The 13,789-nt window shown below is 66.0% G+C and carries 14 protein-coding genes; all 14 read right to left on the bottom strand.

All coding sequences use genetic code 11. The features are described from left to right. Positions 1-12 precede the first annotated feature (12 nt). The 14 genes from ACS5PN_RS12190 to recA all read right to left on the bottom strand — a co-directional run bounded on the left by ACS5PN_RS12190 (position 13) and on the right by recA (position 13,632). On the bottom strand, positions 13-1,587 hold the full coding sequence (locus ACS5PN_RS12190) for an NAD(P)/FAD-dependent oxidoreductase (protein ID WP_439464221.1): 1,575 nt from the start codon (positions 1,585-1,587) through the stop codon (positions 13-15). Beyond that, positions 1,587-2,036 (bottom strand): GtrA family protein, encoded by a 450-nt coding sequence (locus tag ACS5PN_RS12185; RefSeq protein ID WP_439464220.1) that lies wholly within the window; start codon positions 2,034-2,036, stop codon positions 1,587-1,589. Before ACS5PN_RS12185 ends, ACS5PN_RS12190 begins: the two co-directional genes overlap by 1 nt. Before the next feature lie 37 nt (positions 2,037-2,073). After that, a complete protein-coding gene (locus tag ACS5PN_RS12180) occupies positions 2,074-3,987 on the bottom strand; it encodes a hypothetical protein (RefSeq protein ID WP_439464219.1) in 1,914 nt (637 codons plus the stop codon). Between the two features lie 104 nt (positions 3,988-4,091). Continuing rightward, positions 4,092-4,547: a pilin gene (locus ACS5PN_RS12175; protein ID WP_439464218.1), complete on the bottom strand. Its 456-nt coding sequence runs from the start codon at positions 4,545-4,547 to the stop codon at positions 4,092-4,094. Between the two features lie 240 nt (positions 4,548-4,787). Further along, the gene (locus tag ACS5PN_RS12170; protein ID WP_439464217.1) at positions 4,788-5,573 is read right to left on the bottom strand and encodes an MBL fold metallo-hydrolase; all 786 of its coding nucleotides are present in this window, start codon (positions 5,571-5,573) and stop codon (positions 4,788-4,790) included. A gap of 167 nt (positions 5,574-5,740) precedes the next feature. Next, positions 5,741-6,391: an FHA domain-containing protein gene (locus ACS5PN_RS12165; RefSeq protein WP_439464216.1), complete on the bottom strand. Its 651-nt coding sequence runs from the start codon at positions 6,389-6,391 to the stop codon at positions 5,741-5,743. Between the two features lie 52 nt (positions 6,392-6,443). After that, the gene (locus tag ACS5PN_RS12160) at positions 6,444-7,241 is read right to left on the bottom strand and encodes a Stp1/IreP family PP2C-type Ser/Thr phosphatase (protein ID WP_439464215.1); all 798 of its coding nucleotides are present in this window, start codon (positions 7,239-7,241) and stop codon (positions 6,444-6,446) included. Beyond that, complete coding sequence (locus ACS5PN_RS12155; protein ID WP_439464214.1) at positions 7,238-8,374, bottom strand: serine/threonine-protein kinase; 1,137 nt, start codon at positions 8,372-8,374, stop codon at positions 7,238-7,240. Before ACS5PN_RS12155 ends, ACS5PN_RS12160 begins: the two co-directional genes overlap by 4 nt. Positions 8,375-8,384: 10 nt before the next feature. After that, entirely contained in the window at positions 8,385-9,080 is a 696-nt protein-coding gene (locus ACS5PN_RS12150; RefSeq protein WP_439464213.1) for a TerC family protein, read from the bottom strand. A 128-nt stretch (positions 9,081-9,208) separates the two neighbouring features. Continuing rightward, positions 9,209-10,102, bottom strand: coding sequence for a succinate--CoA ligase subunit alpha (gene sucD / locus ACS5PN_RS12145; protein ID WP_439464212.1), 894 nt, complete (start codon positions 10,100-10,102; stop codon positions 9,209-9,211). Between the two features lie 17 nt (positions 10,103-10,119). Further along, positions 10,120-11,280: an ADP-forming succinate--CoA ligase subunit beta gene (gene sucC, locus ACS5PN_RS12140; protein WP_439464211.1), complete on the bottom strand. Its 1,161-nt coding sequence runs from the start codon at positions 11,278-11,280 to the stop codon at positions 10,120-10,122. Positions 11,281-11,305: 25 nt separating this feature from the next. Continuing rightward, on the bottom strand, positions 11,306-11,872 hold the full coding sequence (locus ACS5PN_RS12135) for a DUF2889 domain-containing protein (protein ID WP_439464210.1): 567 nt from the start codon (positions 11,870-11,872) through the stop codon (positions 11,306-11,308). Between the two features lie 175 nt (positions 11,873-12,047). Continuing rightward, positions 12,048-12,575 (bottom strand): regulatory protein RecX, encoded by a 528-nt coding sequence (locus ACS5PN_RS12130; RefSeq protein WP_439464209.1) that lies wholly within the window; start codon positions 12,573-12,575, stop codon positions 12,048-12,050. Between the two features lie 19 nt (positions 12,576-12,594). After that, positions 12,595-13,632 carry a recombinase RecA gene (gene recA / locus ACS5PN_RS12125; RefSeq protein ID WP_439464208.1) on the bottom strand — a complete coding sequence of 346 codons (1,038 nt, stop codon included), beginning with the start codon at positions 13,630-13,632 and terminating at the stop codon, positions 12,595-12,597. Between the last annotated feature and the right edge of the window lie 157 nt (positions 13,633-13,789).

Below are 13,789 nucleotides of genomic sequence, written 5' to 3'. Positions count from 1 at the left end.
GCGCGGGGCGCCTCAGTGCTTGGCCGCCGCTTCCTCGTGATAGTCGTCGTCGATGTTGACGGCCCAGATCGCGTCGCGGCCCTTGCCGTCGCCATCGCCGTTCATGATGGCCTGCGCCGCCAGGCGCGCCGACAACATGGAGTGGTCCTGGTTGTTGTAGCGGTGCATGCCGTTGCGGCCGCACAGGTACAGGTTGCTCAGGCCGTCGAGCCAGCCGCGCAGCTCGTCGAAGCGCTGGAAGGCCGCGCCGAAATAGCCCGGGTAGGCCTTGGGCTGGCGCAGCACGGTGGCGTCCAGCAGCTCGGCCTCGTCGGCCAGCCCCAGCTGCTGCATCTCGCGCACGGCCAGCGCCTTCAGGGCCTCTTCGCTCATCGCCCACAGGTCGTCGTCGTCGCGGGCGAAGAATTCCAGGCCGAGCCAGACGGTGTCCGGATCGGCCACCATGTAGGGGCTCCAGTTGTTGAAGACCTGCAGGCGACCGACCTTGACGCCGGGCTCCTGGATGTAGATCCAGTTGTCCGTCACGCAGCGGGCCTTGCCGGCCACCTTGGGCGACATGCGGCGGTAGAGCAGGCCGACGGTGATGAAGTCGCGGTATTCCAGGCCCGAGGCGATGGCCAGGGCCGGCGCGTCCGGTGCGGGGCGCAGGGCCTGGGCGAGTTCGCGGATGGGCATGGTCGACACGACTGCGCTGGCATCGAAGCTCTGGCGTTCTCCGGCCGCGTCGCGGGCGACGACGCGCTCGACCTTGTTGTCCTGGCGATGGATCTCGTCGACCGCCCAGCCGCGCAGCAGCCGCCCGCCGCGGCGCTCGAACTCGGCGGCGGCCGTCTCCCACATCTGGCCGGGGCCGTACTTGGGGTAGAGGAAGCTCTCGATCAGCGAGGTGTGCTGGGTGTCGGTGCTGCCGGTGACGATCTTCTTCAGCGCCTGCTTGGCGGCGCTGCCGATGGACAGGCTCTTGATGCGCTGGGCGCCCCAGTCGGCGCTGATGTCGCGGCAGGGCACGCCCCAGACCTTCTCCGTGTAGTCCTTGAAGAACTGCAGATAGAGCTGGCGGCCGAAGCGGTTGATGAAGAAGTCTTCCAGCGTCTTCTCGGGCTTGATGGGGCTGGCTGCCGCGGCCATGTAGCTGCCGGCGAATTGCAGGCAGCGGGCGAGGCCCATATTGCGCACCAGGCCCATGCCGGGCTTGAGTGGGTAGTCGAAGAACTTGCCGCCGAAGTAGATGCGCGACTGGCGGTTGCGGATCAGCATGACGGCGTCGTCGGTCTCGCTGGCCGTGGCCTCATGGCCGCCGAGCAGGCGCTGCTGGCCCTGGTAGGCGAGCAGGGCTGCGCCGTCGCCGGATGCGGGCTTGGCCACGGGCAGCACATCGCGCCACCAGTCCATGACCCAGTCCGACTTGGAGAAGAAGCGGTGGCCGCCGATGTCGATGCGGTTGCCCTTGTAGGCGACCGTCTTGGAGATGCCGCCAATGGCGTCGGTGGCCTCTAGGATGGTGACCTGCGGGTAGCCGGCGCGCAGCAGCTCCAGCCCTGCGGTGAGGCCGGCGGGGCCGGCGCCGATGATGAGAGCCGGCGCCATCAGGAGCGCGACGCCGCGGTTGCGGGTGTGAACAGCAACTGCTTGCGCAGCGTGAAGTTGAAGCAGAAGACCACGCAGGCCGTGCCACCCTTGGCCAACAGTACGGGCATGCCCAGCCGCACGAACAGGCTCAGCAGCACCGTCGTCAGCACCAGGCCGGCCAGGCCGATCAGCACGAACAGCAGCAACTCCTGCTTCGTGCTTTCGAGGCGACGGGTATGGAAGGCGAAACGGATGCTGATGAGATAGATCAGGGCCATGCCGGCCAGGAAGCCGATCGACGCGGCCAGCGCCAGCGGCAGGCCCGCCCGCAAAGCCAGCATCAGCGATCCGGTGTCAAGCGCCAGCGCGAGAGCGCTGCCGGCGGCATAGATCGGGAGGCCTTGCAGGTGGTGGATGAAGCGTTGCACAGCGTTGAAGTCGGACTCGTCAGGGGCTCGGCCGGTCACTGTGACAGGCCGAAGTGCCGCTGTGGCGGCGCCACGATCAGGAAACTGCGGGACTGAGGGCATTCTGCACGGCGGTAGGTGAGAACTGGCTGCAGCGATAGAGATGGAATCGCTGGCTGCCGATGTTCCAGGTGGCGAGCGCCGGCGCGGCGGCGGGGGCCTCAAAGACAAGGAAGTCGGGGTGCTCCGCTTTCGAGCAATAGGTTTGCAGAGTCGCTGCGGAAGGCGTCAGACAGGTCCTCAGGTCGCGATCGCTGCCGTACTGGAGCCATACCGAGGCCTCGCACAGTTCTCTCTCAGTCTTGATGGGACGGTAGGCCTCGCGGCGTGGGCCGATAATTTCGGCGGTGGCGCGGTTGAACAGCATGCCGGCCCCCTGTTGAGGCACGTAATAGCTGACCCGATCGAGCAGCCCCCAGGTCGCTGAGAGGCCTTCGGGCCACCAGACGGTCGCTTCTGGAGGGATCAGCCCTTGAAAGGGACGTTCCGCAGCGCGAACCTCGATGGCCCGGGCAAAGGGATGTCGCTGATCCCAGTTCAAGACGGCGAAACCGGCCAGCAAGGCGCTCAGCGACAGGGCCACTGCAAAAGCCTGGCGGCTTGCGCGAGCCATCCACATCAGCACCCCGAGCATGGCAAAGCCGGTTGCGGGTTCCGAGAGAACGAGGGCTGCCAGGCCCACCGGCACCGACGCCGTGGGGTGCCAATGCAGGCGTTCGATCTGCAGGTTCAGGTGCACGGCATTGAGGCCGAGCGCCACCAGGACGCAGGCCGCGACGCTGAAGCGCACGAGGCTGGTCGACAGGGGCCAACCGCGGCTCATGCCCCATTCGCACATCACCCAGCCAGCCAGGATGGGCGCGCCATAGGCACTGGTGGCGTGGCTGTTGAGCATGGCCAGCACCACGATGCTCGCGGTGAGTCTGGACAGGCCAGGCATCTTCCAAAGCTGCCAGACCAGCCAGGGCGCCGTCGCCAGCGCCAGCAAATGGACGAGCCACAGCACCCGCCACAGCTGCATCTGCGTGGGCAGCACCCAATGCAGGCCATCGGTGGCCAGGAAGGCAAAGCCCGTGAGTCCCGCCGCCGCCGCCAGCAAGGAGATCAGCATCTGCCGCGCTGGTGATTTCGGCAGGCGCCTGGCGACGGACGCGATCACGCCGGCGTCCGTCAGGGCCGTCAGCCAGTCCGACAGCTCCCAGTTGCCGAGCACCACCTGCACATTGGACTGGGAGACCAATGACCACCAATAGGGGTCATAGGTGAGCAGCAGCCGGTCCCAAGGCATCAGGCCCGTGGCAGCCACCGCGAGCGCCAGGCCGGGCAGTGCCAGCAGCCCCAGCCAGCGCCGATCTCGGGCGACGGCGAGCAGCCAGGTAACGGCCAGGGCCGCCACGGCCAGCAAGGGGTGAAGCGCTGCCGCGCCGATCTGCAGCGCCAACGCGGCGCGCAGCCTGCCACTGGCCAGCGGGATCAGGCTCCACAGCACCAGCGGCTCCGCCAGGGTGCGGGCGGTGATGAAGTTCTCTGCAAAGCTGAACTTCTGCAGGCCGCCGTAGAGCGGCGACAGCGTGGCGATGGCGACCAGACCTGCGGCCGGGAGCAGGTCCATGCGGCGCAGCAAGGTCAAGGTGGCCAGCCCCGAGCCCAGGATGCACACGAAGAGCAGGCCGATATGGGCAATCTCGGGACTTGCCCAGGTGTAGAGCGGGTACAGCAGCCGGGAATAGACGGAGAAGGAATCCTGCGATCCGCCGGCAAAGAAAGGGTCGCCGTTCAGTGCACCGCCACGATGCAGCACCTGGCCGAAGTACAGCGCGCTGTCGTGCTGAATGCCCTCGTACATGCGCGAGATCAACAGCAGCGCGATGCCGCAGATCAGGCCGATCACGCCAAGACGGCTGCTGATCAGCGCTTTCGCGTCGTTCGATGAACTCGAATACCTGGACATACCGACCGTGTACGAGGATGTGGGGCAGGCGCGGAGCGCGGAGCCAATGAAAAAGGGCCCCAACGGGCCCTTTGGACTGCCGCCAAGGCGGCAATGTCAGGATATCAAGTCGTGCTGTTCTTGACGATGGCTTGCTGGATCGCCGGGGCGGTGACGTCGGTCGTGATGGTCCAGGTGATCGAGGTCGCGCCAGCGGGCATATTGGGCTGGAACTGAATGTACTTGCCACCCAGATCGGTACCGACAACGCCGGTGCCTTGCATGGTCAACTTGATGATGCCGTTGGTCGTGGTGGCGCTGGCGACTTCCTTGGTGGCCGTGAAAGCGGGAACGCCGTTGGTACCGGCGTCGCAGCCGGTCAGCGTGCCGGTTTCCTGGGCGCAAACGGCGACGGCCGTCTTGATGGCGTCGATCGACGACAGCGCGTTGCCGGCCTTGGCCTTGGCGGTGTAGTCCTTGTACTGCGGGATCGCCACGGCAGCCAGGATGCCGATGATGGCCACGACGATCATCAGTTCGATCAGGGTGAAGCCTTGTTGGGCGCGTGCTTTCAGGTTCATGTAGTACTCCAGAGAGTGTGAGGTGGTGGGAGGAGGCACACCCCACGAATGCAGGTGCCGTGCCAGCTTTTCAGGGCCTGCGGAGCGTGCAAAAGCACACGGAAGGATAGCTGAGGGGGGCGGTTCTGACAAAAAACGTCACTTCAGGCTGACGTGTTCTGTCAGGGCAGCCCCCAGGGCCGAGAAACGTCAGACAAAAAAATGGCGCCACGAGGGCGCCGGCCGTGATTCAAATTGGGGTCAGAGTGCCATTTCCTGCCCCGCCTGCAGCGCGCTGATGCGATGCGGGCTGTTCAGGGCCTGCACGCCCTGCATGACGGCCTCGACCTCGCCGGGCTTGATGTGGGTGATGCGCACGTCGACGCTGCCTGCCAGCTGGGTCAGCTCATGGCCGAGATCGGCCGGGCACAGATGCTGGCTGACATGGGCCACCTCGGCCTCGTCGTCGCTGAAGGCGGTCTCGATGACGAGATGGGACAGGCGCAGGTTGGCCAGGCGCCGCCACAGCGCGGGATTGGGGCCGGTGTCACCGGTGAAGACCCAGTGGGCGTGGCCGCTGGCCGGCCCGGCGTCGACGGCGAAGCCGACAGCCGGCACGGTATGGGCGGCCGACAGCACTTCGATGATGCGGCCGCCCAGGTCAAGGCGGTCACCGATATGGAAGGGATGCAGGCTCAGCACCGGGGCCTCGCGGCTGGGCAGGGCCGTGAAGTCGGGCCAGATCACGCCGTTGAAGATGTGCTGGCGCAGCGCGGCCAGGGTTTCGGGCAGGGCGTGGACCTGGATGGGCGGGCGGCCGGCGGCGGCGCGCAGTCGCAGCACGGCATCGGCCAGCAGCGGGATGCCCAGCACATGGTCCAGATGGGAGTGGCTGAGCAGGATGTGATCGATGCTCGCCAGCGCGTCCAGCGGCAGGTCGCCAACGCCCGTACCGGCGTCGATGAGGACATCGGCGTCGAGCAGAAAGGCGGTGGTCTTGTAACCGGCGGCAATGGCGCCGGAGCAACCCAGGACGCGGATCTTCATGCGGTGCGTGGCTCGGATTTAGGTGCCACGCGTCAGGCGGGGCAGAGCCAAGAATGTACGCACCCGTCCCAGGGGTCGGACGGTCGGATTACCGAGTTGGGGGTGTCGCTATCGTGAGGAAGTCACAGCAGCCGCGAGGCCCGCGGCGAGGCTGAAACTTCGGGCGATCAACCCTGGATGAACTGCATCTGCGTGCCGGCGAGTTCGATGAGATCGCCGGTGCGCAATGCAATCGATTCGCCCGTCAGCGGGATGCCGTTGACGCTCGGGCGCTGGGCGCCTTCGACGTGGGCGAAGACATAGCCGGTGGGGCGCTTGGTGATGGAGGCGACCTGCACGCCGGGCTTGCCCAGCGTCGTGACGACCTTGCTCAGCGCGACTTCGCGGCCGGCCGCGGCGCCGGTCAAGACCTTGATGGAGGCCGGGCCGACGGTGGCGCCGGTCAGCGAGCCGAAGTTGGAACCCAGGCCCAGGCTCGGCGGTGCGCCGGAGCCGGGCTTGAGGATCATGGTCTTCTCGTAATCGCCACCATCGTTCAGCAGGAACTTGATCTTGTACTTGCCGATTTCGACGGTGTCGTTGTCGGCCAGCAACTGCTTCTTGATCGCCTTGCCGTTGATGTAGGTGCCGTTGGTGGAGTTGAGGTCTTCGATGAAGACGTCGGCGCCGACCATCTGCAGCACAGCGTGTTCGCCGCTGACCGCGAGATTGTCGATGACGATGTCGTTGTAGGGGCGCCGACCCAAGGTGGTCTTGTCCTTGGTGATCTGCACCTCCTTGATCACGACGCCGTCGAGCGAAACCACCAGTTTGCCCATTTATGACCTCAAGTTCTGTTGTTCGTGCCGTGACTCTGCATGGGATGGCATGTCAGTTGCCTCCGCGTCGGCCGAAGGGCCACCAGCCCCGTCCTTCGGACCGTTGACGGCCTTCTGCGCGGGCCAGTATGAGCGCGATGTTATCGCGCCCGCCACTGTCATTGGCCGCGTTGATCAGTGCCCGTGCGGCTTCGGGCAAGGCCGGATTGCCGTTGAGCAGGTTCGCGAGGCTGTCATCGTCCAGCATGTCTGACAGGCCGTCGGAACAAAGTAAGTAAGTGTCGCCAGGCTGGACCTCGTGCAGATGCAGCTCCATCAGCACCGTATCCTCCACGCCGACGGCGCGGGTGACGAGGTTCTTGTTGCTGGAAAAAGCCGCTTCCTCGGGCGTAAGCAGGCCGGCATCGATCTGCTCCTGCAGCAGGGAATGGTCGCGCGTGATCTGCATCAGGCGGCCGGCTCGCAGGCGGTAGGCGCGCGAGTCGCCGACGTGGCCCAGCAGCAGGCCCTCGGGGCGGAAGACGCCCAGCACCAGGGTCGTGCCCATGCCGGCGTAGCGCGGGTTGGTGTTGGCGGCGTTGAAGATGGCGCGGTTGGCGTTGTCCACGCAGATGTCCATGGCGCGCTTGACCTCGCCGGCGCGGGCCTCGCGCCCGGCATCCTTCAGCCAGCGTCCCAGCTCAGAACTGACGAAGCTGGTCAACATCTGACTCGCCACTTCGCCTGCGTTGTAGCCGCCCATGCCGTCGGCCAGCACGGCCAAGCCGGCGGCCTCGTCCAAGGCGACCGAATCTTCGTTGTTGTCGCGCGCACGTCCCACGTCGGTGGCGCTGAAGAACTCCAGGGTCATGAGGCTTGCGGGGGCTCGTGGGGCTGGACAGAGGATCGGGGATTCTGCCCTGCTTCCCCGGGCGTCAAGCGCAGTGTTTGTGCGAAGGCCGCATCTTGGGGGGCCACCGATTCAGGGGCTGCCGGTTCTGTCTGCATGCTGACGACCAAGATGGCCTCGAGGTCGCGGGCCATCTGTTCACCGCTGGCATAGCGCAGTTCCGGGCGCTTCTCCAGTGCCAGTCCCAGGATCAGGGCCAGGGCTTCGGGCAGGCGGGGCCGGTGGGTGCGGATGTCGGCGGCCGGCTCGGTGGCAATCTGTTGCATCAGCCGCGCCATCGACTCGCTCTGGTGAGGCAGGGCGCCGCTGAGCAGCTGGTAGAGCAGCACGCCCAGGGAATAGAGGTCGCTGCGGCCGTCCACGGTCAGGCCCGCCAGCTGCTCCGGCGACATGAAGGACGGCGTGCCGAGCACGAGACCGGTGCGGGTGCGGCTGCCGTCGCCGACGCGGGCGATGCCGAAATCCATCAGCTTCAGGCTGCCGTTGATGCGGTCCAGCATGACGTTGGCGGGCTTGATGTCGCGGTGCACCACGCCCTGGCTGTGGGCATAGGCCAGCGCACGCGCGAGGCGAGCGCCAATCTGCACCACCTCGCGGGCCGGCAGCAACTGGCCGACCTTGGTGAACACGCTGAGGTCGCGGCCCAGCACGTATTCCAGCGCAATCCAGGTGTCGTTGCCGTCCTGGCCGGCGTCGACCACCTGCAGGATGTCGGGGTGCTCGAGTTGACGCGCGGCGCGGGCTTCGCGCATGAACCGTTCGCGCACATCGGCCAGGTCTTCGGCGGAAAACTCGCGGCTCAGCGCCAGGCGCTTGATGGCGACCTGGCGGCCGGTGGAGCGCTGCGTGGCCTTGTAGACGACGGCCATGGCGCCACGGCCGATCTCGGCGCCGAGTTCGAAGTCGTGCAGATCGGGCGCCGGCGTTGCGGCCGGCCGGGCCTGCATGGGGGAGGCGCCGGGTGCCTGGGTCTGCTGCACGGTGGGCAGGGTCGACGGCTCGCCGGGAGGATCGTCGTCCGCGGGGCTGGACACCCTGCCCACGAGGCGCTGCCAGAAGCCTCCCGATCTGCCGGTTTTGTCGCCGCTTGCCATGCGGCCGATCTTAGGCGGGCTCGCGCTTGCTGCGGCGTGCCAATGCCATGCCGACGGCGACGACGAAGACCGCGCAGCTGATGCTGACGGCGTAGTCCAGGCCGTGCATATGGGCCTCGAACCATTCGTGCACTGCAGCATCCGTCGTCGCCATCTCGCCGGCCACGAAGCCTAGCAGGGCCGCGCCCAGGGTGATGATGACGGGGAAGCGCTCCATCAGTTTCAACAGCAGGGTGCTGCCGAAGATGATGAGGGGAATGGACAGGCCCAGGCCGATGATGAGCAGGCTCAGGCGAGCGCCTTCGGGTGCGCTGTTGGCGGCGGCCGCGACGGCGATGACGTTGTCCAGGCTCATGACCAGGTCGGCGATGAGGATGGTGCGGATGGCCACCCAGACGCTGCTGCTGGCCTGCACGTCGGCGTCGTCGTCGTTGTCGGCGAGTAGCTGGATGCCTATCCACAGCAGCAGCACCGCGCCGATGAGCTTGAGCCAGGGCAGCTGCAGCAGCTGCACGGCGAACAGCGTCAACACGACGCGCAGCACGATGGCCGCGCCGCTGCCGAAGACGATGGCCTTCTTCTGCTGATCGGCCGCCAGGTTGCGGGCGGCCAGCGCGATGACGACGGCGTTGTCGCCGGACAGCAGGATGTTGACCCAGATGATCTTCAGCAGCGCGATGAAGAAGGCGGCGTTCAGCAGGTCCATGGCGAGGGGAAAGTTGGTCGTCGAAGTGTCGTTGCGGCCGGCGCGCGGCGCCTGCGTGCAACTACGCAGGCGTCGCAAAAGAAAAGGGCCGTTCGTTGAACGGCCCTCGTCAATGGCTCAGGCCTGACTTACAGCAGGGCCTTGAGCAGCTTGGCCATTTCGCTGGGATTGCGCGTGACCGTGAAGCCGCACTCTTCCATGATGGCGAGCTTGGCATCGGCGGTGTCGGCACCACCGGAGATCAGCGCACCGGCGTGGCCCATGCGCTTGCCCGGAGGGGCGGTGACACCGGCGATGAAGCCGACGATGGGCTTCTTCATGTTGGCCTTGCACCAGCGGGCGGCTTCCGCCTCGTCGGGGCCGCCGATCTCGCCGATCATGATGACGGCGTCGGTGTCCGGGTCATCGTTGAAGGCCTTCATCACGTCGATGTGCTTGAGCCCGTTGATGGGGTCGCCACCGATGCCGACGGCCGACGACTGGCCCAGGCCGATCTCGGTCAGCTGCGCCACGGCTTCATAGGTCAGCGTGCCGGAGCGCGACACGACGCCAATGCGGCCCTTGCGGTGGATGTGGCCCGGCATGATGCCGATCTTGATTTCGTCGGGCGTGATCAGGCCGGGGCAGTTGGGGCCCAGCAGCAGCGTGCGCTTGCCGCCGGCGGCTTCCTTGGCCTTCATCTTGTTGCGCACTTCCAGCATGTCCCGGACGGGGATGCCTTCCGTGATGCAGATGGCCAGGTCCAGGTCGGCTTCGACGGCTTCCCAGATGGCGGCGGCAGCGCCCGCGGGCGGCACGTAGATGACCGAGACGGTCGCGCCGGTCTGGCCAGCAGCTTCCTTGACGGTGGCGTAGATGGGGATCTCGCTGAACTTCTCGCCGGCCTTCTTGGGGTTCACGCCCGCGACGAAGGCGTTCTTGCCGTTGGCATAGGCCTGGCAGCCCAGAGTGTGGAACTGGCCGGTTTTGCCGGTGATGCCCTGGGTGATGACCTTGGTGTCTTTGTTGATGAAGATGGACATGTCTTGTTCTCCTGGGCTTAGGCGACGGCGGCGACGATCTTGGTGGCCGCTTCGGCCATCGTGTCGGCGGCGATGATGGGCAGGCCGGATTCGGCCAGCATCTTCTTGCCCAGTTCTTCGTTGGTGCCCTTCATGCGGACGACCAGCGGCACGCTCAGGTTCACGGCCTTGCAGGCGGTGATGACGCCTTCGGCGATGGTGTCGCACTTCATGATGCCGCCGAAGATGTTGACCAGGATGCCCTTCACTTCCGGGTTCTTCAGCATGATCTTGAAGGCCTCGGTGACCTTCTCGGCCGTGGCGCCGCCGCCGACGTCCAGGAAGTTGGCCGGCTCGCCGCCAAACAGCTTGATGGTGTCCATGGTGGCCATGGCCAGGCCGGCGCCATTCACCAGGCAGCCGATGTTGCCGTCCAGCGAGATGTAGGCGAGGTCGAATTTCGAGGCTTCGACTTCGGCCGGGTCTTCTTCATCGAGGTCGCGGTAGGCGACGATTTCCGGGTGACGGAACAGCGCGTTGGCGTCGAAGTTGAACTTCGCGTCCAGGGCCATCAGGTTGCCCTTGGAGTCGCAGTTCAGCGGGTTGATTTCCACCAGGGACGCGTCGGTGTCCATGTAGCACTTGTAGAGCTTGGCGAAGATGTCGACGGCCTGGTCGACGGAGCCACCGGTCAGGCCGATGGCGCCAGCGATCTTGCGCGACTGCGCTTCGGTCAGGCCGGTCAGCGGGTCGATCATCTCGGTGATGATCTTCTCGGGCGTGCTGTGGGCCACCTCTTCGATGTCCATGCCGCCTTCGCTCGATGCGATGAAAGCCACTTTCTGCGTGCCGCGGTCGGTCACCAGCGAGACGTAGAGCTCATTCTTGATGTCGGCGCCGTCTTCGATGTACAGGCGGCGGACCTTCTGGCCTTCGGGGCCAGTCTGATGGGTCTTGAGCTGCATGCCCAGGATGCCTTCGGCCTTTTCCTTGACGTCGTCGATGGTCTTGGCGACCTTGACGCCGCCGCCCTTGCCGCGGCCACCGGCGTGGATCTGGGCCTTCACGACCCAGACCGGGCCGCCCAGCTTCTGGGCGGCTTCAACGGCCTCCTGCACGGTGAAGGCCGGGATGCCGCGCGGCACCGGCAAGCCGAACTGGCGCAGGATTTCTTTGCCCTGGTATTCGTGGATTTTCATGGCTGGGTCTCTCGGGTCGGGGAAGTCAGGATTCGGAGTTCGCTGGCTCTTGGTGCCAGCGTGGATAGAACTTGGCCACGGTCGCGCTGTCGCGGCGCAGCGCGTGGCAGCGGTCGAGCTGGAACGGCGGGTTGCCGGCGGCGTCGCCCTCACGCGTGTCGATGACGGAGCCGGCCATGGCCTGGATGACGGCCGTCGGCAGCACCAGACAAAGTTCGGTGATGTGGGTGCAGCCGCGCGTGCCGCCCAGACGTTCCAGGACGGCCTGCCTGAAGCCCTTCATCAGGTTCAGCCCGATGAGGCGGCGGTAGGCGTCACCATGCTCGTTGCAGGCGCCGCTGTATGGCATCCACAGCGTGTCGGAGCTGGCCGCGGTGATGGTCAGGGTGGTGTCCACGGTCAGATGCAGGTGCATCTCGTGGATGGGGTCGCCCGCCTTGCGAGGCACGCCGGCCAGCGGCACGTCATGCGTCTTGGTGTCAGTCAGGCTGGCTTCGACATCGAACAGGCCGTCATCGCGCGCAAACACCTGCACATCGAGGGCGCGGCGATGCAGCAGGCGACGCGTGACGGACGGTTGGACGGCAGGCATGGAACGGGGTATGGCAAATCACCCCGGCCTGTGCCGGGACGGGGTCAGCCCGGCTCCCACAAGGCTTCGCCAGGGAGGCAAAGGCGCTTGTAACCGGGTGAACCCTCGTTTTAGGGCAGGCGGCAATGTAGCACGGAGGGTGAAAACGCCCCCTGCGCGCTCGGTCAAGCTGTGCTTAGGCCCTCAGCAAGCGGCGCACCACTTCAGGGGTAAACCCGCGTGCCAGCAGGAAGCGCGTCTGGCGCGCCTGTTCGGCAGCTTCACGCGAAGGCTCATCGCCAAAACGCTTTTTCCAGACCTCGCGGGCGCGTTCCATCTCGGTTTCGCGCAGGCTCGCCTGTTGCTCGGCGTCGAGCTTCAGCCCGTGCTGGGCGAGTTCCTGCTGGATGCGTTGGGCGCCGAAGCGGCTGGCGCGCAGATGCAGGCGGGATTCGACGAAGCGGGTTTCGTCCAGATAGCCGCCCGCGGCGAGGGTGTCGAGCAGGGCATCGACGGCAGCTGCACCGGATGCCTGCTCCTCCCCCTCCTCTGCCCCCTCGCCTTCCACGTCCAGTCCGCCTTCGTGGGCGGCCAGACGTGCACGTTCCCGCTGTTGCTGCTCGATGCGCAACAGCTTGCGCCTGAGTTCGGCCCGGCTGTGCTCGCGCTGGGCCAGCAGGCCGATGGCGCGGGCCTTCAGCGACAGCGGCGCTCGGGTCGCCATGTGGCAGGCGCCGGGCGACTTATTCCTCGGCCGCCTGGGTCAGCGGCGCCACACCCAGGGATTCGCGGATCTTGTTCTCGATCTCGCGGGCGACATCGACGTTCTCGCGCAGAAACTCGCGGGCGTTGTCCTTGCCCTGGCCGATCTTCTCGCCCTGGTAGGCATACCAGGAGCCGGACTTCTCGACGACCTTGGCGATGACGCCCATGTCGACGATTTCGCCTTCGCGGCTGATGCCTTCGCCGTAAAGGATGTCGAACTCGGCCGTCTTGAATGGCGGGCTGACCTTGTTCTTGACGACCTTGACCTTGGTCTCGGAGCCGATGACTTCCTCGCCCTTCTTGATGGAGCCGATGCGGCGGATGTCCAGGCGCACCGAGGCGTAGAACTTCAGCGCATTGCCGCCGGTGGTCGTTTCGGGCGAGCCGAACATGACGCCGATCTTCATGCGGATCTGGTTGATGAAGATGACCATGCAGTTGGTCTTCTTGATCGTGGCGGTCAGCTTGCGCAGGGCCTGGCTCATCAGGCGGGCCTGCAGGCCAGGGAGGCTGTCGCCCATCTCGCCTTCGATTTCGGCCTTGGGCGTCAGCGCGGCGACCGAGTCGACGACGATGAGGTCCACCGAGCCGGAGCGCACCAGGGCGTCGACGATTTCGAGGGCCTGTTCACCGGTATCGGGTTGGCTGATCAGCAGCTCCTGCAGATTGACGCCGAGCTTCTGGGCGTACTGCACGTCGAGCGCGTGTTCGGCGTCGATGAAGGCGCAGGTGCCGGCGAGCTTCTGCATCTCGGCGATGACCTGCAGTGTCAGCGTCGTCTTGCCGGAGGACTCGGGGCCGTAGATCTCGACGACGCGGCCGCGCGGCAGGCCGCCGACGCCCAGGGCGATGTCCAGGCCCAGGGAGCCGGTAGAAACGACCTGGATGTCTTCGATGACCTCGCCTTCACCGAGGCGCATGATGGAACCCTTGCCGAACTGCTTCTCGATCTGGGCGAGGGCGGCCTGCAGGGCCTTGGCTTTTTCGGTGTTCAGGGCTTTGACGGGGGCGTCCATGCAGTTCTCCAAAGGAATGTCGGAATTATGGGGCAATCTGTATGTTTGTACAGTATTCGTGTCCCCTGATCTGAGGAAGCAGCGGCCTCAGGCTTGAAGGGCATTCTGCGAGCCAGGTGGCTCAAGGCGTGAGCCACCAACTCAACACCTAACATCG

Origin of the sequence: Roseateles sp. NT4 (assembly GCF_051857475.1) — a bacterium.
In the GTDB taxonomy this organism is placed as follows: Bacteria; Pseudomonadota; Gammaproteobacteria; order Burkholderiales; family Burkholderiaceae_C; genus Pelomonas.
This window is presented reverse-complemented; position numbering and strand designations above follow the sequence as displayed.

Excerpts from the sequence above, each read along its gene's own strand:
- ACS5PN_RS12190 (WP_439464221.1), bottom strand. The coding sequence starts at position 1,587 with ATGGCGCCGGCTCTCATCATCGGCGCCGGCCCCGCCGGCCTCACCGCA.
- ACS5PN_RS12180 (WP_439464219.1), bottom strand. The coding sequence starts at position 3,987 with ATGTCCAGGTATTCGAGTTCATCGAACGACGCGAAAGCGCTGATCAGC.
- ACS5PN_RS12175 (WP_439464218.1), bottom strand. The coding sequence starts at position 4,547 with ATGAACCTGAAAGCACGCGCCCAACAAGGCTTCACCCTGATCGAACTG.
- ACS5PN_RS12170 (WP_439464217.1), bottom strand. The coding sequence starts at position 5,573 with ATGAAGATCCGCGTCCTGGGTTGCTCCGGCGCCATTGCCGCCGGTTAC.
- ACS5PN_RS12165 (WP_439464216.1), bottom strand. The coding sequence starts at position 6,391 with ATGGGCAAACTGGTGGTTTCGCTCGACGGCGTCGTGATCAAGGAGGTG.
- ACS5PN_RS12160 (WP_439464215.1), bottom strand. The coding sequence starts at position 7,241 with ATGACCCTGGAGTTCTTCAGCGCCACCGACGTGGGACGTGCGCGCGAC.
- ACS5PN_RS12155 (WP_439464214.1), bottom strand. The coding sequence starts at position 8,374 with ATGGCAAGCGGCGACAAAACCGGCAGATCGGGAGGCTTCTGGCAGCGC.
- ACS5PN_RS12150 (WP_439464213.1), bottom strand. The coding sequence starts at position 9,080 with ATGGACCTGCTGAACGCCGCCTTCTTCATCGCGCTGCTGAAGATCATC.
- sucD (WP_439464212.1), bottom strand. The coding sequence starts at position 10,102 with ATGTCCATCTTCATCAACAAAGACACCAAGGTCATCACCCAGGGCATC.
- sucC (WP_439464211.1), bottom strand. The coding sequence starts at position 11,280 with ATGAAAATCCACGAATACCAGGGCAAAGAAATCCTGCGCCAGTTCGGC.
- ACS5PN_RS12135 (WP_439464210.1), bottom strand. The coding sequence starts at position 11,872 with ATGCCTGCCGTCCAACCGTCCGTCACGCGTCGCCTGCTGCATCGCCGC.
- ACS5PN_RS12130 (WP_439464209.1), bottom strand. The coding sequence starts at position 12,575 with ATGGCGACCCGAGCGCCGCTGTCGCTGAAGGCCCGCGCCATCGGCCTG.
- recA (WP_439464208.1), bottom strand. The coding sequence starts at position 13,632 with ATGGACGCCCCCGTCAAAGCCCTGAACACCGAAAAAGCCAAGGCCCTG.